22 protein-coding genes and 1 pseudogene are annotated in these 25,380 nt (G+C 69.9%); 9 read left to right on the plus strand and 14 right to left on the minus strand.

Translation table 11 applies throughout. The features are described 5' to 3' along the window. The first annotated feature begins 104 nt into the window (after positions 1–104). Positions 105–1,226, plus strand: a complete 1,122-nt coding sequence (locus tag QC385_RS13485) for a sensor histidine kinase (RefSeq protein WP_279541532.1) — start codon at positions 105–107, stop codon at positions 1,224–1,226. Continuing rightward, positions 1,223–1,885, plus strand: coding sequence for a response regulator transcription factor (locus QC385_RS13490; RefSeq protein WP_279541533.1), 663 nt, complete (start codon positions 1,223–1,225; stop codon positions 1,883–1,885). The genes QC385_RS13485 and QC385_RS13490 overlap by 4 nt, the downstream gene beginning before the upstream one ends. Here QC385_RS13490 and QC385_RS13495 read toward each other — a convergent pair. The 3 genes from QC385_RS13495 to QC385_RS13505 form a co-directional block, all read right to left on the minus strand. Further along, complete coding sequence (locus QC385_RS13495) at positions 1,869–2,507, minus strand: TetR/AcrR family transcriptional regulator (RefSeq protein ID WP_279541534.1); 639 nt, start codon at positions 2,505–2,507, stop codon at positions 1,869–1,871. The two genes, QC385_RS13490 and QC385_RS13495, sit on opposite strands and share 17 nt — an antisense overlap. A 164-nt stretch (positions 2,508–2,671) precedes the next feature. After that, a complete protein-coding gene (locus QC385_RS13500; protein ID WP_279541535.1) occupies positions 2,672–3,667 on the minus strand; it encodes a DUF7847 domain-containing protein in 996 nt (331 codons plus the stop codon). A gap of 173 nt (positions 3,668–3,840) precedes the next feature. Beyond that, complete coding sequence (locus QC385_RS13505) at positions 3,841–4,065, minus strand: hypothetical protein (protein ID WP_279541536.1); 225 nt, start codon at positions 4,063–4,065, stop codon at positions 3,841–3,843. A gap of 27 nt (positions 4,066–4,092) precedes the next feature. Between QC385_RS13505 and QC385_RS13510 the strand changes: the two are divergent. Beyond that, positions 4,093–4,396 (plus strand): annotated as a pseudogene (locus tag QC385_RS13510) (transposase); the annotation flags it as partial. Positions 4,397–4,400: 4 nt separating this feature from the next. On the opposite strand, the gene QC385_RS13515 reads toward QC385_RS13510, so the two are convergent. Both QC385_RS13515 and QC385_RS13520 read right to left on the minus strand, forming a co-directional pair. Continuing rightward, positions 4,401–4,874 (minus strand): hypothetical protein, encoded by a 474-nt coding sequence (locus QC385_RS13515; protein WP_279541537.1) that lies wholly within the window; start codon positions 4,872–4,874, stop codon positions 4,401–4,403. A gap of 57 nt (positions 4,875–4,931) precedes the next feature. Further along, positions 4,932–5,333, minus strand: a complete 402-nt coding sequence (locus QC385_RS13520; RefSeq protein ID WP_279541538.1) for a VOC family protein — start codon at positions 5,331–5,333, stop codon at positions 4,932–4,934. Positions 5,334–5,457: 124 nt separating this feature from the next. Between QC385_RS13520 and QC385_RS13525 the strand changes: the two genes are divergently transcribed. Further along, positions 5,458–5,877, plus strand: a complete 420-nt coding sequence (locus QC385_RS13525) for an SRPBCC family protein (protein ID WP_279541539.1) — start codon at positions 5,458–5,460, stop codon at positions 5,875–5,877. Here the strand turns inward: QC385_RS13525 and QC385_RS13530 are convergent. The 9 genes from QC385_RS13530 to QC385_RS13570 all read right to left on the minus strand — a co-directional run bounded on the left by QC385_RS13530 (position 5,862) and on the right by QC385_RS13570 (position 16,720). Continuing rightward, the gene (locus QC385_RS13530) at positions 5,862–6,884 is read right to left on the minus strand and encodes a DUF5954 family protein (RefSeq protein ID WP_279541540.1); all 1,023 of its coding nucleotides are present in this window, start codon (positions 6,882–6,884) and stop codon (positions 5,862–5,864) included. The two genes, QC385_RS13525 and QC385_RS13530, sit on opposite strands and share 16 nt — an antisense overlap. A gap of 225 nt (positions 6,885–7,109) precedes the next feature. Continuing rightward, positions 7,110–7,532 (minus strand): RidA family protein, encoded by a 423-nt coding sequence (locus QC385_RS13535; protein WP_279541541.1) that lies wholly within the window; start codon positions 7,530–7,532, stop codon positions 7,110–7,112. Between the two features lie 187 nt (positions 7,533–7,719). Then, positions 7,720–8,763 carry a LacI family DNA-binding transcriptional regulator gene (locus tag QC385_RS13540; RefSeq protein ID WP_279541542.1) on the minus strand — a complete coding sequence of 348 codons (1,044 nt, stop codon included), beginning with the start codon at positions 8,761–8,763 and terminating at the stop codon, positions 7,720–7,722. 214 nt (positions 8,764–8,977) lie between these two features. Beyond that, positions 8,978–10,576 (minus strand): glycoside hydrolase family 43 protein, encoded by a 1,599-nt coding sequence (locus QC385_RS13545; RefSeq protein WP_279541543.1) that lies wholly within the window; start codon positions 10,574–10,576, stop codon positions 8,978–8,980. Positions 10,577–10,714: 138 nt separating this feature from the next. Continuing rightward, positions 10,715–11,629 (minus strand): carbohydrate ABC transporter permease, encoded by a 915-nt coding sequence (locus QC385_RS13550; RefSeq protein ID WP_279541544.1) that lies wholly within the window; start codon positions 11,627–11,629, stop codon positions 10,715–10,717. Then, complete coding sequence (locus tag QC385_RS13555) at positions 11,629–12,513, minus strand: carbohydrate ABC transporter permease (protein WP_279541545.1); 885 nt, start codon at positions 12,511–12,513, stop codon at positions 11,629–11,631. Before QC385_RS13555 ends, QC385_RS13550 begins: the two co-directional genes overlap by 1 nt. 10 nt (positions 12,514–12,523) lie before the next feature. Then, positions 12,524–13,861, minus strand: coding sequence for an ABC transporter substrate-binding protein (locus tag QC385_RS13560; RefSeq protein ID WP_279541546.1), 1,338 nt, complete (start codon positions 13,859–13,861; stop codon positions 12,524–12,526). Positions 13,862–14,254: 393 nt separating this feature from the next. Further along, complete coding sequence (locus QC385_RS13565) at positions 14,255–15,343, minus strand: LacI family DNA-binding transcriptional regulator (RefSeq protein ID WP_279541547.1); 1,089 nt, start codon at positions 15,341–15,343, stop codon at positions 14,255–14,257. A 363-nt stretch (positions 15,344–15,706) separates the two neighbouring features. Further along, positions 15,707–16,720 (minus strand): hydroxyacid dehydrogenase, encoded by a 1,014-nt coding sequence (locus tag QC385_RS13570; protein ID WP_279541548.1) that lies wholly within the window; start codon positions 16,718–16,720, stop codon positions 15,707–15,709. Between the two features lie 503 nt (positions 16,721–17,223). Between QC385_RS13570 and QC385_RS13575 the strand changes: the two genes are divergently transcribed. From QC385_RS13575 to QC385_RS13595, 5 genes are read left to right on the plus strand one after another with little or no spacing between them, the layout of a single operon-like run. Further along, positions 17,224–18,573: an extracellular solute-binding protein gene (locus tag QC385_RS13575; RefSeq protein ID WP_279541549.1), complete on the plus strand. Its 1,350-nt coding sequence runs from the start codon at positions 17,224–17,226 to the stop codon at positions 18,571–18,573. Then, positions 18,570–19,565, plus strand: a complete 996-nt coding sequence (locus tag QC385_RS13580; protein WP_279541550.1) for a carbohydrate ABC transporter permease — start codon at positions 18,570–18,572, stop codon at positions 19,563–19,565. Before QC385_RS13575 ends, QC385_RS13580 begins: the two co-directional genes overlap by 4 nt. Continuing rightward, entirely contained in the window at positions 19,562–20,425 is an 864-nt protein-coding gene (locus tag QC385_RS13585) for a carbohydrate ABC transporter permease (protein WP_279541551.1), read from the plus strand. Before QC385_RS13580 ends, QC385_RS13585 begins: the two co-directional genes overlap by 4 nt. A gap of 34 nt (positions 20,426–20,459) precedes the next feature. After that, complete coding sequence (locus QC385_RS13590) at positions 20,460–21,992, plus strand: glycosyl hydrolase family 28 protein (protein WP_279541552.1); 1,533 nt, start codon at positions 20,460–20,462, stop codon at positions 21,990–21,992. A gap of 26 nt (positions 21,993–22,018) precedes the next feature. Continuing rightward, positions 22,019–25,360: an alginate lyase family protein gene (locus QC385_RS13595; protein ID WP_279541553.1), complete on the plus strand. Its 3,342-nt coding sequence runs from the start codon at positions 22,019–22,021 to the stop codon at positions 25,358–25,360. Positions 25,361–25,380 lie beyond the last annotated feature (20 nt).

The raw sequence follows: 25,380 nt of genomic DNA on the forward strand, positions 1-25,380 counted from the left end.
CCTGCGCGCGTCGCGCATCACGGTGTTGTTCCCGGGAGGGAATGCCGCCGATGACGAGAACAAAGGCCGTGGCCTGGGCGGGGGGTGCCTGTTACCTCCCCGTGGTGGGTCTGCTGGTGGGGGGCGCGCCGCGGGCGCCGGCCACGGTCCACGGTGTCGGGGCGCTGCTGGCTGTAAGCCTGCTCGCCGGCGTGGTGCGACGGATGCCGCTGCTGACTCTGGCCATGGCACTCTTCGGATCCACCGCTGTGGTGGTGGGTCCTCCGAGTTCCGGCCATGAGAGCCTGGTGGCGTCGTACCAGGGCCAGTTCCTGTCGTATCTGGCGGTGGACCTCGTGCTGGGCTTCATCGTCGCCACCTGCGCACGGCGCGCTTCGATTGTCGCCGTGGCCGTGTCTGTCGCCGTGCAACTCCTGGTGATCGGGCTTTTCGCGCACGGTGACGGCCTGACCGTCAACGCGGTGATCGCCTTCCTGGCGTTGGCCACATCCTGCATGGCCGGTCTGCTGAGTCGCGAGCGCCGCGAGCACGCGGTGGCACTGCGCTCGCAGGAGGTGGCCGAGGCCGTGACCGCCGAACGGCTGCGGATCGCACGGGAGCTGCACGACATGGTCGCGCACAGCATCGGCATCATCGCCATTCAGGCCGGTGTGGGCAGCCGGGTCATCCAGACCCAGCCGACGCAGGCGCGCGAGGCCCTGCGCGCCATCGAGGTCACCAGCAGAGAGACCCTGTCAGGGCTTCGGCGTACGTTGGTGTCGCTCCGTCAGGCTGACCGGGGCGCGACCGCATCGGAGCAGTCACCGCTCGCACCCTCGCCGGGGCTGGCCGACGTCGAACGGCTGGCGGCAGCGACTGCGGGCGCGGGGGTACGCGTCGACGTGCGCTGCAGCGGGCAGCAGCGTCCTGTGCCGGCCGACATCGACCTGTCCGCCTACCGCATCGTTCAAGAGGCGCTGACCAACGTAGTCCGCCACGCGGGCACCGGACGTTGCCGGGTGGCCATCGATTACGGAGACGAGGAACTGTCTGTGGAGATCGTCGACGATGGGCGTGGCGCCACCGGGAACGGCTCGGCCCACGGCTTCGGCATCATCGGGATGAGGGAGCGGGTCGGCCTGCTGGGCGGCCGGCTCAGCGCCGGGCCGCGTCCCGAGGGCGGCTTCCGGGTGGAGGCCCGGCTGCCGATGCCCGCACCCGTCGGAGCCCCGGTGGAGGCCCGATGACCGTCCGGGTGGTGCTCGCCGACGACCAGCCGTTGGTTCGGTCCGGTCTGCGCGTACTCATGGCCGATTACCCCGACCTGGAGGTCGTCGGTGAAGCCGCCACCGGTGCTGAGGCCGTCCAATTGGTCAGGGATGCCAGCCCCGACATCGTGGTCATGGACATCCGGATGCCCGGCATGGACGGGATCGAGGCCACCCGTCTGATCACGGCCGGTCCCGCGGCGACTCGCGTCCTCGTCCTGACCACCTTCGACGAGGACGACTACGTCTACGGCGCACTCCGGGCCGGCGCGAGCGGTTTTGTGGTCAAGGACATGGCGTTGGACGACATCCTTGCTGCGGTCCGCGTGGTCGCCGCCGGCGACGCACTGATCGCGCCGAGCGTGACGCGCCGTCTGATCGCGGACTTCATCAGGCGCCCTGCGGCTGTCTCGGAGCGCTCCCCACGGTCGGTCGAGGGAATCACCGAGCGGGAACGAGAGGTGCTGACCCTGGTCGGACGCGGCCGGTCGAACACCGAGATCGCCGAGGACCTCTTCATCACGATAGCCACCGCCAAGTCGCACGTGTCACGGCTGCTCACCAAACTGGGTGCCCGGGACCGGGTCCAGCTCGTCATCACCGCCTATGAGATGGGGCTCGTCACCCTGCCTCGCTGATGGCGTCCCCTGCCCCCAACGTGATGCTGTCGCAGTTTGTGCTGTCCCGGGACGTTGGTGACAGGCGACACGCCTTGAGCGGTCCTTGAACGAGGTGGGGGCCTCTGGGTTCGGTGTGAGTGAGTGCCTGGTGCGGCAGGGGGCCTGTGGCGACGAGTGAGGCGAGTCCGTGGCCAATGGTCCAGCTTTGTGTTGCCAGTTCCAGCGGATCGACCTCGTCATGGAAGCGGCGGTTCGTCCTGGCCCGGTCGATGGCGCGGACGAGGCGGTCCAGGGTTTCGTCCGCGGCGCCGGTGTCTTCGAGGTCGAAGCCCGCGTCGAACATGACGCGGTAGAGATCGGGATTCTCCAAGGCGTTGGCTAGGTAGGCGGCGCCCAGGGCGGCGAGGTCTCGTACCGGGTCCGCAGACATTTTGACGGCAGCGAGTTGGGCGGCCAGGTGTGTGAAGCCTTCTTGCCGCAATGCCTTCCTCAGGCCGTCCATACCACCGAAGTAGGTGTAGACGGCCATCGTTGACACGCCGGTTCCGGCGACCAGGGTGCGGAGTGTGACCGGTTGTCTCGTCCGCAGCATGTGTGCGGCCCGGTCGAGCAGGCCAGGACGGCGACCGTCGGCCAGCATTGATGCGGCACGGCCTCCCGGAGGGGGCGGTGCCCCGGGCGAAACCCTCAGCCGGTCACGCGGCGGACTGACCACCAAGATTCACATTGCCGCGGAGGGCCCGTTACGGTCCTGCTGCGCCCTGAGGAGATCGTCGGGGTAGTCGAACGCCTCCATGTGCCGGTCTACTGGTGGCCGGCCGCTCGGGCCAGGCTCTCACCGAGGCCTTCGCGGCGAATGCGCTGGTCGATGTACAGCAGAGAGCTGACCAGTTGTGTGAAGGCGGTGGCGAGCAGCTGGACCACCAGCATGACGACGACGGTGAGGACCAGATAGGTCCACAGGCCAGGCAGCGCGTCGCCGTACACGTGGGTGAAGAACTCGCCGACGTCGGCGGGCGGTTCGTCGTACGGGCCGTAGGCGTCGTACGAGGGCTGCGGACCAGCGAACAGCAGCGGGATCTGCACGATCCACCCTCCGACGGCCACCATGCCCCAGGTGAGCAACAGGATGCCGAACGTGCGCCACCAGGCACCGCGGACCAGCCGGAACGAGCGCTTCAGGGCGGTGATCGGACCGGCCGACTCAAGGACCGCGGCGGCGGGCGCGAACGAGAAGGACACCACCAGCCACGTCACCAAGGGCAGGATGAGCAGCACGAGCAAGAACACGAGCCCCGGCGCCATCAAGGGGCTCTCGGACGCCACCAGCAGGGCGATCAGGCTGATCCAGAGCAGGAAGAACAGGGCGACCGGGATCGCGATCAGCAGGTATATGAGGAGCGTGACGCCGAGCACCGACGGTGTACGGGCCCAGGCGCGGCGCCATACCGCACCGAAGGTGGTGCGCCGGCCCAGCACGGCGTGTTCCAGGACCACCGGGCTGACAGCGGAGAGGAACGAGTTCACCAGCAGGGTGAGCAGCATCAGCAACACGTACGCCACCACGACGGAGATCACGATCGGGCTGACCATGGCCCAGGTCGGTTCGTCGGCGTGGATCAGTACCTGCCAGTCGTCTTCGACGCTGAGGTAGGCCAGCGCGAACGCGCCGGCCGTCGCGGCGAAGAGCAGGGCGAGGCCCGCGCCCATCGCGCCGAACAACTGCCGCGCGTACCGCCCCATCGTCGAGAACGCACCGTTGTAGACGGCCCCGAGCCCGAGCGGTGCCAGCGGTATCACGCCCGGTCTGGGCGGTGGCGGCTGCCAGCCGCCCCAGCCGTAGGGGCCGTATGGCCCCTGCGGACCGTATGGCCCCTGCGGACCGTACGGTCCTTGCGGCCCGTTCGACCCCTGTGGTCCCCACCCCTGGTGCGCCATGCCTTATTCCGTTCTTTGGTTCGAGGCGGCATACATTAGCCCAGGTCGGGCGGGGGGCAGCGGGGGACCGATGCAGCCTCGCCCTCGCCTCGGGTGCCGCGGGCGGGCGGTTCGCGGCGCAGTAGGTCGGACCGGGCATCGGCGAGGACGTAGGCCCGCTGGAGCCCGTCCACCAGCACCCGGTCGATGCGATAGAGCCGTGCTCGCTCGTCCCGCTGAAGCAGCTGGTGGGCGCCGGCCGGGCCGACGCGGCGCTGCACGGCCTTGATGCTGGTCAGGGTTCCGCGCCAGACATGGTCCTGGCCGACAAGGCGTACCTCCCGCGAGATCCGGGACCACCTGCGCAGACGTGGTATCCGCGCAGTGATCCCGGAACGGGCCGACCAGCGGGCCAACCGAACACGGCGCGGACGGGCTGGGGGCAGACCGCCTGCCTTTGACCGGGAGGCATACAAGCAGCGCAATACCGTTGAGCGGTGCATCAACCGATCGAAGCAGTGGCGCGGCAACGCCACCCGCTGCGAGAAGACCCAGACCATCTACCTGGCCGGACTCCACGTCGCCGACATCTTCCTCTGGTCCATCGGGTGATCTGCTAGCTCAAGTGATGCTGTGCCCAATCAGAGACGCCGCTCAGCCGGGCGGCGGCTTTGCCAGGGTCACCGGTTCGGGTGGGCTGGCCCACCTCGAAGTCGTGGCCGGTCAGGCCGCTCTCGTCCTCGACGATGCGAGCGATGCGATAGGCCAGCTCCATCACTTCCAACGCCGCCGGACCCGGGTGGCGGTAAGCGATCTCGATGTGGGTTGTGTCGCCGCAGTAGTCGAGCTGCACGCGTCCCGGCGGACCAACGGTCTCAAGGGTGAGGCCATACGGGTACTCCGCAGACTCGACAGAACCAATGTCCCGAGAGACTCGTCTCAGAATCCGGTCCCACTCGTCCCGTTGCGCGTCGCTAAGCCGGAGCAGCGGCAGGTCGGCATCGGGATTGAAGTCGGCGTTGAGGCGGTCAAGCGTTTCCTGAAGCGTCAGGCCCGGCTGCACCCGCACGAGCATGATGTCGTAGGTCACCGGGTGAATCTACGCAACCTTCCGCTGCTCGGCGAGAACTGACCCGCTCATGGTGATTCATACGAAACGGCCTAGCGGAGCGAACAGGTCCACCCCGTTGCCGTCCGGGTCGAGCACGACGGCGTACCGCTGCCCCCAGAAGGCGTCCCAGGGCTTGAGCTCGCCGTGGCACCCGGTGCTCACCAGTTCCTCGTACAGCGAGTCCACTTCCGCCGGACCGTCGCAGCGCAGGGCCAGCGAGGTCCGGCCGCCGTCCGAGGGCGGCCGCCACTCGGGCAGGAAGGAGCGGACCGTCTCCTCGGTGTCGAACATCAGCCGCAGTCCGCCGGGCAGTTCGGCCTCGGCGTGCGGCTGGTTCTCGGCGCCTTCCGGGAAGGCGAACCCGAGCCGGCGGTAGAACGCGACGGAGGCGGCCATGTCGGAGACGACCAGGCCGATGGCATCGAATCGTGCAGTCATGGGCCCACCGTAGGCAGGCCCGCGACGCCCGGTCTTGAAGGAATCGGACACCGCGCCGGCCGGTGCCCGATCCGTGTCCGATCCGTTCAAGACGGCCCCCCGGCAGGCTCGTAACGTCACCGCCATGACGACCACGACACGGCAGTCCCGACACCTCGGCATCACCGTCGACCGACCCGCGCGGGAGGTCTACGACTACGTCTCGAACCCCGCCAACGTCCCCGGCTGGGCCCCCGGACTGGCCCGTTCCATCGAGCTGGTGGACGGCCGGTGGGTGGGGGAGTCGCCCATGGGGCGGGTGGTGGTGGACTTCACGCCCAGGAACGACTTCGGCGTGCTCGACCACGACGTCACGCTGCCCTCGGGGCAGACCGTCCACAACCCGATGCGGGTGATCGCCGACGGCCCCGGCTGCGAGGTGGTGTTCACCCTGCGCCGGCAGCCCTGGATGAGCGACGAGGATTTCCGCCGCGACGCGGAGGCGGTGACCGCCGACCTCACCGCCCTGAAGCGGCTGATGGAACAGGCTCAGGCCGTCCCGTAGTGGATCGTGCCGTCCTCGTCCATCGTCGGGTGCATCTTCATGGGCCCGTACTCGTCGATGTCCGACGGGTGCGGGCACTCCGGTCCGTCGGGGCCCATGCGGAGCATGCGTTCGACGCGGCAGATGCGGAACACGCGGTCGTCGAAGCGGAACTCGTCCGCGCGGTCGAGTGCCTTGTACTCCTCGGCGGCGCGCGCGTACCTGGCCTTCTTGGCGTCGTCGTACTGGTACAGCATGGCCCAGACCTCGGACATGCCGTTGTAGAGCAGGCGGCGGGCGTCGTGCGGTGTGGCCATGAGCGCGCCGCGGGGCTGCCAGCCGTGGCGGCCGCGCTCCACGACGCCGAAACCGGTGGGCAGCAGCACGGGGTCCGGGTGTGTGGCCACGGCCTTCTCGGAGTCCGCGCGGACGTCGGAGGGGAAACGGGCGCCCGTGTACGCGAATCCGCGCAGGCCCAGCCGCAGCGCGCCCACCGCCAGGCCGTCCGGGCGGGCCGGGTCGAGCACGAAACCGACGTCCGGGGACGCGGTGTCCTTGACCCGCCTCTCCCACGACCGCCGTGCCGGCTCCGGGTCGGTGGGCCGCGGCGGCTCCAGACCACCGTCATTGCAGCGGGCGAACTCGTCGCCGCGCACCACCCGGTAGCGGACCCCGCACGCCTCGATCTCGTTCACCGGCTCGCGCTCCATCACCGCGACGGCCGCCAGCAGTTCACGCCGGACCGCCGGGTCGTCGGTGTCGTCCTTCGCCGTGAACCACAGGTGTGAGTGCAGCCCGTCCCGGGCCACCTGCGGCATGCCGTCCGTCACCGGCTTCAGCAGCCGCCATTGCGGCCCCGCCGCCGGATCCTGCACGGCGACCCCGAAGACCGGCCCGCGCAGCGACAGAGCGGGATAGCGCCGCGAGGCGTCCATCGCGTCGGCCTCCCGCACCCAGGCGGCGGGGTCGTCACGGCGGACCAACTCCTCCCGGAGAGCCTCGATCTGTTGCCGCCAGTCATCAATCATGTACTCATTGTCATCGCCGCCGTGGAGCCGGAGCAGGCCGAACGAGCCAACAAAGGCGGTTGTTGGAATCGGGGGGCGAGTGGTCTCCGGTCCATGCCGGTCCCGCGTCCCACCCTCCGGCGGGACGCCGCCCCGGCACGTGAGGCTGGGCCGTGCCAGGGATGTACTGCGAGGCGGCGGGCGACGTCCGGCCGGTGTGAGTGCACCGTGAGGCGGCGGGGACACTCAGTCGGTGTGCGGCCCGCCGGGACGTACCGCTACCGCGTCGACCTCGAACAGCATCCCCGGCAGCGCCAGCGAGGCGACCCCGCTCAGCGTCTGCGCCGGGAGCCGCCCGCCGAAGCGCGCGTGCAGCGCCTTGCCCAGGATCTCCAGCTTGCCGGGGTCGTGGTCCACGATGAACGTGCCGAGCCGTACGACGTGTTCATAGCCGAGCCCCACCCCCTCCAGCGCCGACCGCAGCCGGTCGAAGGCCAGTTCCACCTGCGCGGCGAAGTCGCCGGGCACGGGGGCGCCGGTGGCGTCGGAGGCGTACTGGCCGCCGATGAAGACGGTTTCGCCGGGTGCCGAGACGGCGTGGCTGTAGCCGAAGGGCGTGGGGTCGTGGAGCGTGGCCGGGTTGGTGATCGTGCGCGAGTCGCGCGTCATGAACGGGCAGTCCTTTCGCGTCACTACGGCCGCCGCACACCGGCGGCGACCCTGGCCCTGCTGCCAACTCCCCACGCATGTATGCGTATTCCCTTCCGGAGCACCTTCAGCGCACGCGCGTGACGAACGCCTGCCGGTCGCTCATGCCGTCCTCGCCCGGAGGCCGAGCCGGTCCCCGTCGACTGCGCTACACCCGCGGCGCCGCCGTACTCGCCCGTTCCACCAACCGCGTCGACAACTCCGTCCGCGTGCTCTCCGGGTGGTGGCCGTCCATCAGGCGCAGCAGCGAACGCAGGGCCGTCGCGGCCATCTCCGACAGCGGCTGGCGGACCGTGGTCAGCGCGGGGGAGGCCCAGCGCGCCTCGGGCAGGTCGTCGAAGCCCACCACACTGATGTCCTCCGGGACCCTCAACCCCCGCTCGGCCAAGGCCTCGTACACCCCCAGCGCCATCCGGTCCGAGCAGACGAAGACGGCCGTCGGCGGCTCGGGCAGGTCGAGCAGTTCCAGCATGCGGCGACGGGCCAGGTTCTCGTCGAAGCCGGCGTGCCGGACGTACTCCGGGCGGTGCCGGACCCCGGCCGCCGCGAGCGCCGAGCGGTGCCCGGCGACCCGGGCGCTGCTGCACAGCGTGCGCCGGTGACCGGCGATGACGGCGATGCGCTCGTGCCCCAGGGACAGCAGGTGCTCCGTGGCCGTCAGACCGCCCTGCCAGTTCGCCGCGCCCACCGACGCCACGCCCTCCGGAGGTTCCTGGACCGGGTCGATCATCACGAACGGGATGCGGTGCTGCTCCAGCCAGGCGTACTGGGAGTCGCTCAGCTCGGCCAGATTGAACAGGACTCCGGAGGAACCCCGGGCGACCAGCTTGTCCAGCCAGCCGCGCTCCGGGCGCCCGGCCCGGGTGCGGGTCAGGGCCGCCGACACCACGACCTCCAGGCCCGCGTCGTGCGCCGCCTCCTCCACCCCGTGCAGCACCGCGCCCGACCAGGAGCTCTCCAGCGAGTGAACGACCAGGTCGACCAGCCGGGGCGCCTTCGTCGCGTCGAACCGGGGTCTGCGGACGTAGCCGAGCCGGTCGAGCGCCTCGGTGACGCGGCGCCGGGTCTCGGGCGCCACGTCCTCCCGGCCGTTGACCACCTTCGACGCGGTCGGCACCGACACCCCCGCCTCGCGCGCCACGACCGCGAGCGTCGGACCTGCCGCCGCGCTCGCACTCGCCGTACGGACCATCGGGAACCCACCTCTCCGGCCCGCCCGAGGGCCGTGGAAAGTTTCGACCAGCGCTTGCTCACCGCGGTCCGGAGTCCGAGCCGACAGAAAGCGCTTCCTACTCTAGGTGCGGCGCCGGACGGCGGGAAGACAAGTGAATTCACGGGTTCTCGCCGGTCAAAACTTTCGAAACTCCGAACAACGGCTCAGTCGTGGTGCGGGGCGGCGGGAAAGGTCAGCCGGAGCAGGTCAGCCGGAACCCGGCGAAGTCCGCGGTGAACGCCGCGTCGACGAGATCCCGGGCGTGGATGCCCGCCATCGCACCGGTGAAGCGCAGCCGGGAACCGTGGTCGTCGGACAGCCGGCTGAAGTCCAGGGCCGGTCCGATCGCCGTGCGCGCCCCGTCCCGTACGTGCCAGAAGCGTGCCTCGGCTCCCTCGATCGTCACGCCGAGCGTCACGGCTGCCTCGCCCGGCACCTCCACGACGGCGACCTGCCGCACGCCCTCCTCGTCGCGCTCCACGAGGCTGAGCACCGTACGGCCACCCGCGCCGGGTGTGCCCCGGCACTGCTGTCCGCGCTGCGGCTCGCCCTCGGGTTCCGCCCAGGTCAGGTCCAGGCTCAGGTACGCCTCGGGGTTGTACCAGAGCACCAGCCCGGCGGCCTGGGTGAAGGTGACCGGCCGTGCCTCGACGGTGACCTCGGCCTGCGCGCGGTGCTCGGTGACGCGCTGGGCCAGCAGGCTGCTCGCCCAGCGGGACTCCGGGCCGTGCCGGCCGCGCAGCCGGATCCAGCCGGGCCGGGACGTCGTGTCGGCCCAGGACGCATCCGCCGGCTCGCGCAGGGAGCTCCACGGCCAGGACAACCCCTCGGGCGGGGCGACGGGAGGCAGCGGGTGCGGCCGCGTCGGCACGTCCACTTCCGCCGCCGGGTGCCAGCCGCCCTGCCGCAGCCGTGGCCAGCCCTCCGCGTCCCAGATCACCGCCTGGATCGCGGTCTCCCGGCCGAGCGGGCAGCGGCGGCCCTGCGGCGTGTGCAGCGGACGGGCCGTCAGATGGCTGAGGAGCCACTGCCCGTCCGGCGTCTCGACCAGCTCGCCGTGCCCGGCCTTCTGCAACGGCACGTCCGGGTCGTCCCGGGTAGTCAGCAAGGGCCGTTCGTCGAGTTCGTACGGCCCGGTCAGCTCCCGGCTACGGGCCACCCGCACCCCGTGCTCCCAGCCCGTGCCGCCCTCCGCGAGCACCAGGTAGTACCAGCCGGCGCGGCGCACCAGCTTCGGTCCCTCGATGAGCCGGTCGTGCTGGAGCAGCAGACGCGTCGGCCCGATGGGCGCCAGGGTGTCCCGGTCCAGCTCCGTGACGACGATCCCGGCGAACCTCCGGCCGCCCGGCCGGTGGTCGTTCTGGAGGTTCAGCAACCACAGCCTGCCGTCCTCGTGGAACAGGGCCGGGTCGAAGCCGTGGCTCGCGACCCGGCGCGGCACGCTCCACTCACCGCTCACGTCGGTGGCCGTCGAGACGTACGTGTCCAGGTCGAAGTACGGCGTGCCGACCGAGCGCACGACGGTGTACGTCACCCAGAACCGTTCCCCGTCCCAGCTCAGCGACGGCGCCCAGACGCCCCCGGAGTCGGGCACCCCGGCCAGCGAGCCGCCGGGGGCCGCGCCCCGGACATGCCCCGCGTACTCCCAGTGCGCCAGGTCGCGGGAGCGGTGGACCGGGATGGTCGGGAACCACTCGAAGGAGCTGGTCGCCACGTAGTACCAGTCGCCGACCCTGACCAGGGAGGGGTCGGGGGCGAAGCCGCGCAGGACGGGGTTGTGCAGGACGGTCACGTGAGGGCTCCGGGAGGGATGGGCACCCGGGGGCCGCGGGGAGTCAGGGTCACCTGCGGCCCCCGGGAGTCAGGGAGAGGCGAGGGAGATCACTTGAGGGCGCCGATCACCACGGTGCCGATCACTCGAGGACGCCGATCACTTGAGGGCGCCGAGCGTCACGCCCGACCGCCAGTAGCGGCGCATCGCGACCATCATGATCGCCATCGGGACGATGGACAGCAGCGCGCCGGTCAGCACCAGGCCCGTCAGGTCGATGCCGGACTCCAGGCGGGTGCCGGTCCAGTTGTAAAGGCCCAGGTTGAGCGTCCAGTTCTCCTTGCCGCGCAGCACGGTCAGCGGCAGGAAGAAGGCGTTCCAGGTGTTGACGAAGGCCAGCAGGAACACCGTGGCGCCGCCCGTCGTCATCATCCGCAGCACGATGCTGAAGAAGATCCGCAGCTCGCCGGCGCCGTCGATCCGGGCCGCCTCCAGCAGCTCGTAGGGGACCGTGGCCTCGGTGTACACCTTGGCCAGATACACGCTGAACGGGTTGATCAGGCAGGGGACCAGCATCGCCCACGGGGTGTCCACCATGCCGAGCGCCGAGAACAACAGGTACAGCGGCAGCGTGAGCAGGGCGATCGGGATCAGGAACGAGCCCACGACACACGCGAAGATCACGTTGCGGCCGGGGAAGTCGAACCGGGCAAGGCCGTAACCGGTCGCGAGCGCGATCAGCGTGCCGCCGAGCGAGCCGACCCCGGCGTACAGGAACGAGTTGGCCGTCCACCGCAGGAAGATGCCGTCCTGGTAGGTGAACACCTGTTGCAGGTTGTCCCACAGGTGCCAGCCGGAGAACCACAGGCCGTTGCTCTGGTACAGCGCCGTGCGGTCCTTGGTCGCGGCGACGATCAGCCACCACACCGGGAACAGGCTGTAGACGCTGGCCAGGATCAGCCCGACCAGCAGGAAGCGCTGACCACCCCGCCCGCGGGAGGCCGCGTCCGGACGGGTCAGGCGCCGGACGCTGCGGACGGGGGGCCGCTCGGTGGTGTGCTCGGTCAGCACCATCAGTCGGCCTCCTTCGAGGTGAGCCGGTAGAAGAGGAAGGAGGCGACGCCCAGGATCAGGGCGAGCAGCACGGACAGGGCGGCCGCGTAGTTGTAGTTGCCCGCGTTGAACGCCTGGTTGTAGATGATCATGATCGGGGTGAAGCTGTCGCTGACCGTCTGCGGAGTGATGTTCCGGAACAGCGCCGGCTCGTTGAAGATCTGGAGCATCTGGATGATCGACAGCAGACCCGTCAGCACCAGCGCCCCGCGCACGTAGGGGATCTTGATGCTCCGCGCGATCCGCAGCTCGGAGGCGCCGTCGAGCCGGGCCGCCTCGAACAGCTCGCGGGGCACACCCTGGAGCGCCGAGTAGATGATCACCATGTTGTAGCCGATGCCGTGCCAGGTCAGCAGGTTGCCGATGGACGACCACACCATCGACGGCGCGAAGAAGTTCCAGTCGAAGCCGAGGGCCTTGCCGATCGGGGTGAGCGGGCCGACGTCCGGGCTGTAGAGGTTGACCCACACGATCGCCGCGACCACGCCCGGGATCATGTACGGCACCAGCAGCAGGATCCGGAACCGGCTCGCCACCCTGGAGGCGAGCGCGTCCAGGAACAGCGCCAGCAGCAGGCTGATCAGCAGCATGAACGGGATCTGTACACAGGCGAAGAGCACCACGCGCAGGATGGAGTTCATGAACGCCGAGTCGGTCAGGCCCTGCGAGTAGTTGTCGAGCCCGACGAACTCCGTCGTGGCGCCGCCGAGGCCGAGCCCGGACTGCTTCTCCGTGAACAGCGACTCGTAGACGGCGTAGCCGATCGGGAGCAGATACAGGAAGACGAAGCCGAGCTGGAAGGGCACCGTGAACGCGGCACCCTTCCAGCGCATGGAGCGAATCATCGAGAATGCCTCAGCCCTTGACGCTGATACCGCGGGACTTCAGGTCCTTGACCGTCCACTCCTGCATGTGCGCGAGCAGGTTGGTGACCTTCTGCTCCTTGTTGACGACCTTGGCCCAGCCCGCCTGGAGCTCGGTGAACATCGCGGTCCAGTTGGGCCCGAAGGTCCAGTCGGTGGTGACGGTGCCCAGGCTGTCCGTCACGACCTTCTGCGCCGGCTCGTAGTTCCCGCCGAGCAGCTTCTGTGAGATCGACTCCCCGACGTAGGTCTCGCTGTCGGCCAGCGCCGGCATCACGCCGTTGCCCGTCTCCGGGCTCGCCATCGTCTTGACCGCGTCCTGGTTCGTGGACATCCACAGCGCGGCCTGCGCGGCCTGCTCCTGGTTCTTGCACTGCTCGGTCACCAGCGTCACGCTGCCGGTCAGATTCGTGCCCGCCGGCGTCTTGGGCGCCTCCCCCTTGTACGTCGGCCACGGGGCCAGGGCCCAGTCGCCGAAGGACTTGGTGAAGTTCTGCACCATGCCGGCCATCTGCCAGGTGGAGATCTGCCGGGTGGCGGTGGCGCCGGTGTCGTAGCTGCGCTGCACGGCCGCGTAGTCGGCGAAGGACAGCTTGGCGTTCAGGTCGTTGTCGATGATCTCCTGGATCACCTTCGCGGCCTTGAGGGTGCCCTCGTCCTGGAAGTCCACCTTCCAGGCGTCGCCGTCGATCGAGTACCAGTGCGCACCGCCCTGCATGGCGAGCACCTCCAGAGTGCTCGGGTCCTCACCGGCGTAATTGGTGATCTTGATGCCGTGCTTCTTCAGCTCCTTGCCGGCGGCGATGAAGTCGTCCCAGGTCGCCGGGGGCTTGAGGCCGTACTTCTTGAAGATGTCCGTGCGGTAGATCGTGAACTGGGGTGCCGAGCTGGTGGGCACGCCGTAGAGCTTGCCCTGCACCTGAGCGCTCGCCCAGGCGCCGGTGTTGAACTTGTCCTTCTCGCCCTCGACGTAACTCGTGATGTCGGCGAGCGCGCCCTGCGAGACCCAGCTCGTCACGTACTCGGCGGTGTTCTGCACCAGGCAGGGGGCGTTGCCGGCCTTCACCGCGTTGGTCAGCTGCTTCTGCATGGTCAGCTGGTCGGTGACCTTGGTGTACTTCAGCTGGATGTCCTTGTGCGAGGCGTTGAACGCCTTGACGACCGCCTCCTGGCCGTTGGCCCAGCCCCAGAAGGGGAGGGTGACCGGGCCGGACTTCGACGCGGCGTCGTCACCCGAGCCGGATCCGCCGCAGGCGGAGAGGAGACCTGTCAGCGCGATACCCGCGACTGCGGCGGAGGCGAACCTTCTCCGGGGGCTGGTGAAGTTCATCTGACCGTGATCCTTCGGAATAGGCGTTCTCAGAACGAGAGGACGGCAGCGGCTCGGTGGTGCTGGCCAGGGAACGGCGGCCGGAAACCGTCGGCTCGCGGTTGCGGGGGGTTCGGCCAAGCGTAAGCAGAAGCTGTAGTAAGCGGTTGCTGGGACGGTAGGCGCGTAGCTCGGCTCTTAGCAAGAGGTGCGCGGAAATTTGTTACGGCGGATTGTCCGCCGGGCTGTCCTCGGACGCGCGGCCTCCGCTCGCGCACGGGCTCTTATATATGCAGGTCAAGGTGGTCTCAGGCGTGGCGGCCCAGGTCCCTCGGCGGTCACGTCGACGAAACCTCGAACGGCCGCAAACGCCCTAGTAACCGGTTACGTAACGACCTCCGATACCTCTGGTCGCTATCCGTGCTGACCTGGTGGCCGCACCGAGTTGCGGACCACGACATGCGTGCCCAGCACCAGATGGTCCCCGTCGGCGTTCTTGCGCCGCCCCGCGCCGCCCTCGCGCCGGTCGGCCACCGCGCGCAGCGCGACGCGGCCCATCTCCTCGTACGGCACGTGCACGGTGGTCAGTTGGGGAGTGAGCTGGGACGCGAGCGGGATGTCGTCGTAGCCGACGATCGAGACGTCCTCGGGCACCCGCAGACCCGCCGCGCGCAGGGCCTGCATGGCACCCGCGGCGACCACGTCCGTCCCCGCGAGCACGGCGGTGAAGTCCGGCGTGTCGTGCAGGGCCGCCTCGACCGCCTCGTACCCGTGCTCGTAGTCGTACGGGCCGTGCCGGACCATGCCCGGGTCGAACGGCACGCCGTACGCCTCGAAGGCGCGCTGTGCTCCCCTCAACCTGCCCTGCGCGGTGGTCAGTTCGGCATGTCCCGGCAGGACCAGGACGCGCCGGTGACCGGCCGACAGCAGGTGGCTGGCCATCGCGTAGGCGCCGCCCTCGTTGTCGTAGTCGACGGTCGTCGCCGGGACGTCGCCCTCCAACGGGGGCCTGCCCACCAGGACCAGGTGCGAGCCGGCGGCGTCCAGCGAGCGGGCGAAGCGGGCCATGCGCAGCTGGTACTCGTCGTAGTCGTAGGCCCCGCCGAGCAGGATCACCGCCGCCACGCCCTGCTGGCGCATCAGGTTCACCAGGGCCAGCTCCCGCTCCGGGTCGTCGCCGGTCGTGCCGACCAGGGAGAGCCAGCCGCGCAGCGTCGCGGCGCCCTCGACGCCCTTGGCGACATGCGCGAACGCGGCGCCGGTGATGTTGTTGATGAGGATCGCCACCGTCGGGGTGCCGCCGCCGGCCAGCGAACGCGCGTGGGCGTTGGTGACGTAGTCCAGGTCCCGGACCACCTTCATCACCCTGCGGCGCAGCTCCTCGGAGACCGGGTAGTTGCCGGACAGCACCCGCGAGACGCTGGCCACGGAGACGCCGGCCCGCTCCGCGACGTCGCGAATGGTCGCCCGTCCGGCGTCGCCCGTCGCCTTGCGCTGACTCACCCTTGCGGCTCCTTCACCGTTGCGTCTCGATCCGGCGCCGGGGCTCTGCCCCCACCCGTGCGGAAACCGTATCCCATCGTTACTCCAGGCAGGAGGGCCTGTGGACAGCGGGCTGGAGGGGCCGTCCGACGTGCTGCGGGCCGCCCTGGCGTGGGCAGGGTGCGCTGCCGTGCCGCGATCCGGAACCGCCGCCGCGCCGCAAGCCGGCCCGGGACCGTCGGCGGGGTGAGGCGCGGGCAGCGGCGAGGGCACGGCAGAGCGGGACGTCGGGAACGCCGGTGTGGCAAGGCGTCCTGATGCGGCACGGCGGGGAGGCCGTCAACCCCGCCCCGCCGGCGGCCCGGCCGCCACCGCACCGCGGCCTCACGCCACCCGCGCCAGATCCGCCCGCAGCACCTCGTGGGCCGGCGGCGCGCCCGATGTCAGGCGCTCCAGTTCCTCCACCACGATGCGGCCGAGCCGCTCCAGTTCGTTGCCCAGGGAGCCGGCGATGTGCGGGGTGAGGAACACGTTGGGCAGGTGGTACAGCGGGGAACCGGCCGGCAGCGGCTCCGGGTCCGTGACGTCGAGGACCGCGCTGAGCCGGCCGGAGACCAGCTCGTCGGCGAGCGCGTCGTGGTCGACCAGCGCGCCGCGGGCGGTGTTGATGAGCACGCCGCCGTCCCGCACCAGGGCGAGCCGGTCGCGGTCGAGCATGTGGTGGGTCTCGGGGATGTCGGGGGCGTGCAGGCTCACGATGTCGCTGTGCCTGAGCAGGTCCTCCAGCGACAGCGACTCGGCACCGAGGGCGGCGGACTCGGCCGGGCTCACATACGGGTCGTGCAGCAGGACGGTGAGGTCGAACGGCCGCAGCAGCTCCAGCAGTCGGCGGCCCACACGGGACGCGCCGATGACGCCGACCCGGCGGCCGAGGTTGCCGGTGGCCGCGGTCTGAGCGGGGCCCGGGTAGGCGTGCGTGCGGCGGAAGCGCTCGCGGTGGTCGAAGGCGTCCTTGCCCACGAGCAGGATCATCGCGAGCGTGTACTCGGCGACGGGCACGGCGTTGCCCGTCACCGCGCTGGACACCTTCACGCCGCGCTCCCACAGGGCGTCGCCGACCAGGGAGCGCACGGACCCGGCCGCGTGCAGGACGGCGTCCAGCTTCGGGGCCGCCGCGAGGGCGCCGGCGTCCAGGTGCGGGCAGCCCCAGCCGGTGATCAGCACCTCGGCGGAGGCCAGTGCGCCGGCCGCGGCCGGATCGGTGAAGTCCCGCACGACCAACCCGGGATCGATGTCGGCCGTGCGCCTCAGCCGCTCCATCAGCGGCGGAGGAAAGAGCAGCGGGAGGTGTACCGGGTCCATCGCGAACACGGCCCGCGGCAGCTGAGGGCTGGGCATGACACTCCTGGGAGCAGAGGATGGAAACAGTTTCAGAAAGCGCCTTCTACCGTAGATCCGCCGGGAAGCGGTGGTCAATCGGCAGGGCCGGGGCGGCAGCTGTCAGTAGAGGAGTAGGCAGGAGCCTCCGGCCCTCGGGGGCTGGCACGAGCAAGTTCGGTAATCGGTTACTGAGGTTTCAGTGCGCAGAGGTGGAGGCCGACTGCGCCACCGTCGGCACCTGAGCGCTCGGTCGGCCACTTCGGCAACCGGTTCCCAAACTTGTTGCCGAAACGAGGTCCCACCCGCCCCTGGTCAGGGGCGTCCCACCACCTGTCGGCGGCTTGATCCCGACGGCCGAAAACAGGACTCACCAGCACTCTGGCTGATGACACCGAGGTTACACAGTCTTTTCGAAAACTCGTCAAGGCTCTTGACGCGCCATCCCGACGGCAAGAAGCTCTGCCCCACGCACAACAACCGGTTGCCACAGCAAGCCGGAAAAGCAAGGAGGTGGTGCGTTCATGCACCCACATGCTGGTGCTTCCCTGAGCCGCCGCCGATTCCTCGCCCTCTCCGCGGCCGGCGCCGCGACCGGCACGGCGGCGCTGAACGGCTGCGCGATGCGGGTCTCCGGCGGCGTCAGCGGCGGCGGCGAGACGGTCACGCTGATGGTCAAGCCCGACGACATCTCACCGGAGCTGATCAGACAGGCCCAGAAGGACATCGGCGTCAAGATCGTCACGGTGCGCTACGACATCACCAAGCTCATCGGCATGATGACCAACGGCGCCCCGCCCGATCTGGTCCGCGGTGTCGGCGCCACCGACGCGCCCTACTTCGCGGCGCGGGACGTGATGGAGGACCTGGACCCCTACTTCGCCGGGAGCAGCGTCCTCCGGGTCGACGACCTGGACCCGGTCAACGACCTGTGGCGCTTCGACGGCCGTATCCAGGGCAAGGGCCCCCGCTACGGCATGGCGAAGGACTTCTCCCAGGACTCCATGTTCTGGTACAACACCGCCCTCTTCGACGAGGCGGGCGTCGACCACCCGCCCGAGACCGAGCCGGTCACCTTCGAGGAGTGGCTGGAGAACGCCAAGCGGCTCACCCGGCGCAAGAGCGGCCAGACGACCGTCTTCGGCGGCAGCTACAACGGCGTGCTGACGCCCAACCTCCTCGCGAGCCTGACGGCGGCGGCGGGCGGGAGCCTGTTCAGCGACGACTTCTCCCGGGTCGACTTCACCACCCCCGAGGCCCGCAAGGCGCTGAACTGGTACATCGAGTACGGCCGGGCCAAAGTCGGCCCCAGCATCATCCAGCCGGACCCCAACACCTGGGACGGTCCCACGTTCCAGGCGAACCGCATGGCCATGTCCAACTCCGGCTACTGGCTCGGCGGCCTGATCAACGCCGACAAGAAGCTGGCGCCCCTCGCCCGCCTCGCCCCGGCCCCCATGTTCGAGGGCGGTCAGCGGGTGAGCCCCTGCCAGGCCGGCACCGGACTGTGGATGCCGAGGAAGGCGAAGAACAAGGACGCCGCCTGGCGGGTCTTCGAGTGGTTCTTCGGCGAGGGACCGGCCAAGGGCCGCGCCTCCAGCGGTTGGGGCATCCCCACGCTGAAGTCCCTGCGCCCGTTGATGCCGGCCCAGGAGGACTACCAGAAGCGCGTGCTGAAGGTGCAGAACGCCGAGCTGAAGCACTTCTCGGTGATCGCCTACACGCCCTACGCCACGGCGGACTCGCTCTACGCCCTCTTCAACCAGGAGGCCCCGGCCGCGATGAACGGCCGGATGTCCGTCGACACCCTGGCGGGCCGCCTGAACTCGGCCATGAACGAGCAGCTCAAGCGCGGTAAGGAGCAGGTGGGATGACGGTCGACCAGATACCCGTCACAGAACGGTCCCGCCCGGCCGCGAGTGCCGGCCGCGCCGCGCCGGACCGGCGGCCCCGGATCTCCATGACCGTGCGCAGGCATCGCGCTTTCTACCTGTTCACCGCGCCCTGGATCCTCGGTTTCCTGCTGCTGACGATCGTGCCGATGGCGTACGCGCTGTGGCTGAGCTTCACCACGTACGACGGCATCTCGCCGCACTGGCGCTTCGTCGGCCTCGGCAACTACACCGAGCTGTTCTCCGACCCGCAGACCTGGAACTCCCTGGGCCGCACCGGCCTGTTCGCGCTCACGTCGGTGCCGCTGTCGATCATCGCCGGGCTGGGGCTCGCCGTCCTGGTCAACCGGCCGGTCAAGGCGCGCGGGCTGTTCCGCACCCTGCTCTACCTGCCGGCCGTCGTGCCCCCGGTCGGTGTGGGCCTCACCTTCAAGGCGCTCTTCGACCAGAACTCCGGTGCCGCCAACGGCGTCATCACCCTGTTCGGCTTCGACGCGCTGGGCTGGCTCGCCGACCCCTACGCCCGCTACGTGCTGCTGATGAGCGTGCTGTGGGCGGCCGGAAACGTCATGATCATCTCGCTGGCGGGGCTCCAGGACGTGCCCCGGGAACTCCACGAGGCCGCCCGGATCGACGGGGCGAGTGCCTGGCGGACCTTCCGCAGCATCACCGTGCCGCTGCTGTCGCCGGTGCTGCTCTTCCAGACCGTGACCGGCGTGATCGCCTCCGTGCAGACCATCATGCCGCTGCTGCTGTCACCGGACGGCACCACGGCCGGCGTCACCGCCCTGCCGCAGTCCAACTACCTGTACATGATGCACGTCTTCTCGCAGTACTTCGCGCTCGGCCGCTACGGCTACGCCTCCGCACTGCTGTGGGTGCTCTTCGTCCTGATCCTCATCGTGACCGGACTCATCTTCAAGTTCACGTCCGGCGTGGTGTTCTACAACGTCGACCCGGAGGCGAAGAAGTGACCGCCACCAGCCTGCCGCCGAACTCCGCGCCCCGGGTGCGGGTGCGCGTCAACCGCCTCGTCCTCTACACGGTCCTCGTCGCCCTCACCGGGCTGTTCATCGGTCCTTTCGGCTGGCTGATCCTCTCCGGCCTGAAGACCCCGGCGGAACTGGCCGCCTCGCCCGTGCACTGGCTGCCCACCGACTTCCAGTGGCAGAACTTCGCCGACGCCTTCAACCTGATCGACTTCCTCGGCTACGCCCGCAACTCCCTGATCATCGCCCTGATCTACGCCGTGCTCGTCACGCTCAGCTCGGCCTGGGTCGGCTTCGGTTTCGCCCGCCTGGAAGCCCCCGGCAAGAAGACGCTGTTCGGCATTCTCATCGGCTCGATGATGCTGCCCCAGATGATCACCCTGCTGCCGACGTACCTGATCTTCGCCAAGCTCGGCATGGTCGACACGTACTGGCCGTGGGTGTTCTGGGGACTGGCCGCCGCTCCCTATCTGGTCTTCCTCTTCCGGCAGTTCTTCGCCGGGCTGCCGCGTGAGCTGGAGGAGGCCGCGATCGTCGACGGCTGCGGCTACGGCATGATCTTCTGGCGGATCTTCCTGCCGCAGTCCTGGCCGGTGCTGTCCGCGAGCTTCGTGATCGCCTTCACCTGGAGCTGGGGCGACTACATCGCGCCCCAACTCCTCCTGTCCACCGACAAGTCGACGCTCGCCGTCGCCGTCATGACGACGTACGTCACCTCTGCCGGCACCCCGGTCGCCAACCTCCAGGCCGCGGCCTCCGTGATGTACGTCGTCCCCATCCTGCTGATCTTCCTGATCGCCCAGCGCGGTTTCGTGGCCGGGATGTCCACGACCGGACTGAAGTAGCCCCTCTTCCTGATCCTTTTGCAAGGAGTCACTCATGAACACGCCCCTGTCACGCCGGACCACCCTCCAGGCCGCCGGTGTCATCGCCGCCGCAGGCTTGGCCGGCAGCATCGCCGGCACCGCACAGGCCGCCGCGGCGGATGAGACCGGCACCACCGGCGACAGCGTGGTCATCCACCCGACGCTTCCGAAGGTGCCCGTCAACAACTCCTTCACCGTCAAGGTCCGGCCGCTCGGCGGCACCTGGCAGAAGCTCGGCGTCTACCTCGCCAAGCTCGCACTGATCGACGCGAACACCGGCAGCAACAGAGCCCAGAGCTCCTCCTGGGCCGCCTTCGACTTCTCCGGCACGGTCGAGGTCGAGGTCACGTACAACCCGGGCGGCGGCGAGAAGGTCCGCATCCGCCCGGACTCGTACGGCATCAAGCCCGAGGTGCTCGGCAGCACCGCGCGCTTCACCCTGGACCGGCCCCGCAACCTCGTCGTCCAGATCGACGACAAGATCTTCGACTGCCTGCACCTGTTCGCGAACCCGATCGAGCAGGACGTGCCCGCCGAGGGCGACAAGAAGGTCATGTACTTCGGGCCCGGTCTGCACACCCACCCCGACCGAACCCTGAAGGTGCCCACCGGCACCACCGTCTACCTGGCCCCGGGCGCCGTCCTCACCTCCGCCGTGATCTTCGAGGGCGTGGAGAACTCCCGGCTGATCGGCCGCGGCGTGGTCTACGACACGACCGGCGGCGCGGTCTTCGTCCGCAAGTGCGAGAACGTCACGATCGACGGCGTCACGATCCTCAACCCCCGGTACGAGAACATCAGGGTCGCCGAGTCCAAGAACCTCACCATCAGGAATCTGCGCGCCTTCAGCCACCAGGGCTGGGGTGACGGCATCCAGCTCTACTGCTCCGAGAACGTCACGATCGACGGCTGCTTCCTGCGCACCTCCGACGACTGCGTCGCCCTCTACACCCACCGCTGGGACTTCTACGGCGACACCCGCAACATCACCGTCAAGAACTGCTCCCTCTGGGCCGACGTCGCCCACCCGATCAACATCGGCGTGCACGGCAATTCCGACACCCCGGAGGTGCTGGAGAACCTGCGCTACGAGAACATCGACATCCTCGACCACCGCGAGCCGCAGGTGACCTACCAGGGCGCCATCGCCTTCATGGTCGGTGACAGCAACATCGTCAGGGACGTCAAGTTCGACGACATCCGCGTGGAGGACTTCCGCTGGGGCCAGCTCATCCACATGCGGGTCGAGTACAACCCGAAGTACAACACGTCGGCAGGCCGCGGCATCGAGTCCGTCTACATCAAGGACCTCAGCTACAACGGCAAGAACGCCGACCTCTCGATCATCGCCGGCCTCGACGCGGAGCACGCGATCAAGGACGTCACCTTCGAGAACCTCCGCGTCAACGGCAGGGTGATCGCCGACAGCACGGGCAAGCCGAAGTGGTATCTGGCCTCGGACGGCGTGCCCATGTTCGTCAACGAGCACGTGACCAACCTGAAGTTCCTCACCACCGCCGAGGCCGCGGCGGCCGCCGCGTCATGAGCACCGTCCCCGTGAGAAGCACTCCCATGAGCACCCCCGCACCGAGCCGCCGGGGCTTCCTCGGCGGCGCGGCCGCCCTGCTGCTGGTCTCGGGCGCGAGCGGTCTGCTCGCGTCCGGCACCGCCCGGGCCGCCGCCCAGGACGGCACCACCGGGCTCCGCGCCTTCACGCACCCCGGGCTGCTGCACAGCGCCGACGACCTGGCCCGTATGAAGGCCGCGGTCGCCGCCAAGGAATCCCCTGTCTACGACGGCTATCTCGCGCTCGCGGCCCACGCGCGCTCGAAGGCCACCTACGCCATCCAGAACACCGGCCAGATCACCTCCTGGGGCCGCGGCCCCACCAACTTCCAGAACCAGGCCGTCGCCGACTCGGCCGCCGCCTACCAGACCGCGCTGATGTGGTGCGTCACGGGCGAGCGTGCCTACGCCGACAAGTCCCGCGACATCCTCAACGCCTGGTCGGCGTCCCTGACGGCCGTCACCGGCGCCGACGGCCCGCTCGGCGCCGGGCTCCAGGTCTTCAAGTTCGTCAACGCCGCCGAACTGCTGCGGCACAGCGGCTACGACGGCTGGGCGAAGGAGGACATCGCGCGCTGCGAGGAGTCCTTCCTGCGCGTCTGGTATCCGGCGATCTCCGGTTACATGCTCTACGCCAACGGCAACTGGGACCTGACGTCCGTCCAGTCGATCCTGGCCATCGGCGTGTTCTGCGAGGAGCCCGCCCTCTTCGAGGACGCGCTGCGCTTCGCCGCCGCCGGCGCGGGCAACGGCAGTGTCCCGCACCGCATCGTCACGGACGCGGGACAGGGCCAGGAGTCCGGCCGCGACCAGGGCCACGAGCAGCTCGCCGTCGGCCTGCTCGCGGACGCCGCGCAGGTCGCCTGGAACCAAGGCGTCGACCTGTACGCCTTCGACGACAACCGGCTGCTGAAGAACGTCGAGTACGCCGCCCGCTACAACCTCGGCGGCGACGTGCCCTTCGTCCCCGACCTGGACCGCACCGGCAAGTACGTCAAGAAGTCCGTCTCCGCCGTCGGGCGCGGAAACCTGCCCCCCATCTACGAGATGGCCTACGCCCACTACGCCGGAGTCCGGGGCCTCGACACCCCCTACACCAAGGCGGCCGTCTTCCGCGGCACGGGCGGTGCCCGCGTCGTCGAGGGCAGCAACGACGACCTGCCGAGCTGGGGCACCCTCACCTTCGCGGGGACGAAGGCCCCGTCCCCGGCCGGGCCCACGGCTCCGGCCGGTGTCACGGCGGTGGGCGGCGACAAGTCCGTCACCGTGACCTGGGTGCCGTCGGTGTGGGCCGAGTCGTACACGGTCCTGCGCGCCACCAGTGCCGACGGACCGTACGAGACGATCGCGACCGGCCTCGACAAGCCCGCCTACACCGACCGTGACCCCCGCGCGGGCAAGCCCTCCTACTACCGGATCACCGCCACCAACTCCCGGGGCGCCAGCGTCCATTCGGTCTGGGCGGCGGCCGTCCCCGGGCTGCCCGACCCCTGGGAGACGCGGGACGTCGGGGACGTCAGGATCCCCGGCTCGGCCGTCTTCGACGGCGAGCGGTTCGTGCTGGAGGCGTCCGGCACCGCCGACACCCACCGCCTGGCATACCTGCCGCTGCGCGGCGACGGCACGATCACCGCACGGATCGTGTATCCGCTCAGCTCGCAGTACTCCAAGATCGGCGTCACCGTACGGGCCGGCCTGGACGCGGACGCGGCGCACGCCGCCATGCTGATCCAGGGCCTGCCGCTGCACACCTGGAGCGGCGTGTGGTCCGTACGGCCCGAGGCGGGGGCCGGGATCAAGGGCACGGGCAGCACACCCGTGCCACCGTCCCAGCAGCAGGCGATCACCACGAGCGCCGGCTTCCCGATCTCCTCCTTCGGCACGCTGCCCGAGTCGGCGACCCCGCTTCAGGCTCCGTACGTCGAGGGCGCGGGCGACGGCTACCGGATGCGCATGCCGTACTGGGTCCGCGTGACCCGCCGGGGCGACCGCTGCACCGGCGCCATCTCCCCGGACGGCATCCGCTGGACCGAAGTCGGGTCCAGCGACGTCGAGTTGGGCGGCACCGCGTACGTCGGTCTCACCCTCACGTCCTGCCTCGGCGTCGACGAGTCGTACGCCGAGACCGGCACCGGAGCCTTCGACAACGTCAGCGTCGTCTCCCGGACCGCCGGCGAGGTCTGGTCCGTGCCCCGCCCGGCCACCGCCGCCGGCGACCTGCGGGCCACCGCGGGCGCCGACGCGGTCGAGCTGGCCTGGACCGACCCGGACCTCTCCGCCCGCTACAAGGTGCTGCGCGCCGCCGCGGCCGACGGCCCCTACGAGACGATCGCCACCGGCGTCGGCGCGGTCGGCTTCGGCACCCGGATCCGGTACGCCGACGCCACCGGCACACCCGGCACGACGTACCACTACGCCGTCGCCAAGACCAACAGCGCCGGACGCGGCCCCCTGTCGGAGTCGGCAACGTCGACGATGCCGACTCCCTCCACACCGCAACTCACTTCCTCCACCACGGCGTTCGCCAACAAGGGCGTGCCCTTCAAGCACGTCCTGCGCGCCTCGCACGAACCGATCAGGTTCTCCGCGGACGGACTGCCCGACGGCCTGCGCGTCGACCGGCGCACCGGCCTGATCTCCGGAACACCCACGCGGACGGGCGAGTTCGAGGTCACCACCACGGCGGGCAACGCGGCCGGAGACGCCACCGGCACCCTCACCCTCACGGTCGGCACCCCGCAGCCCGCGCCCTGGACCTACGGCGACCTGGGCGATGTCGTCCTCGACGACCGTGCCTACGGCACCCTCGGCGTGGTCGCCGTCCGCACCCCCGGCAGCACCGCCCACCAGGACGGGACCTTCGTGGTGCGGGGCGCCGGGACCGACCTCACGGTCAACAACCAGGGCATGACCGGCCAGTTCGTACGACGGCCCGTCACCGGCGACTGCGAGGTCACCGCCCGCCTGCACTCCCGCGCCGGAGCCACCGGCGATCGGGTCGGCCTGCTCATGGCCAAGTCCCTGTCGCCGTTCGACCAGGCGGCCGGGACGATCGTCACCGGCGGCACGAGCGCCCAGCTGATGCTGCGCACGACCGTCGCCGCGCGATCCACCTTCACGGGCAACGCGGCGGTCACCGCCCCCTGCCTGCTGCGGCTGAAGCGCACCGGGACGCACTTCACCGCATCCGTCTCGTCCGACGACGGCGCCACCTGGACCCCCCTCGCCGAGGGAGACATCCCCGGCTTCGGTGACGCCCCCTACTACGTGGGCCTCGTGGTCTGCTCCCGCAGCCCTCTGACCCACAGCACCACCGAGTTCGACGAGGTGAGCATCACCCCCATGTAGTCCTCCACGGATCGGAGAAC

It is taken from the genome of Streptomyces sp. DH10, assembly GCF_029813805.1.
GTDB lineage: Bacteria > Actinomycetota > Actinomycetes > Streptomycetales > Streptomycetaceae > Streptomyces > Streptomyces coeruleofuscus.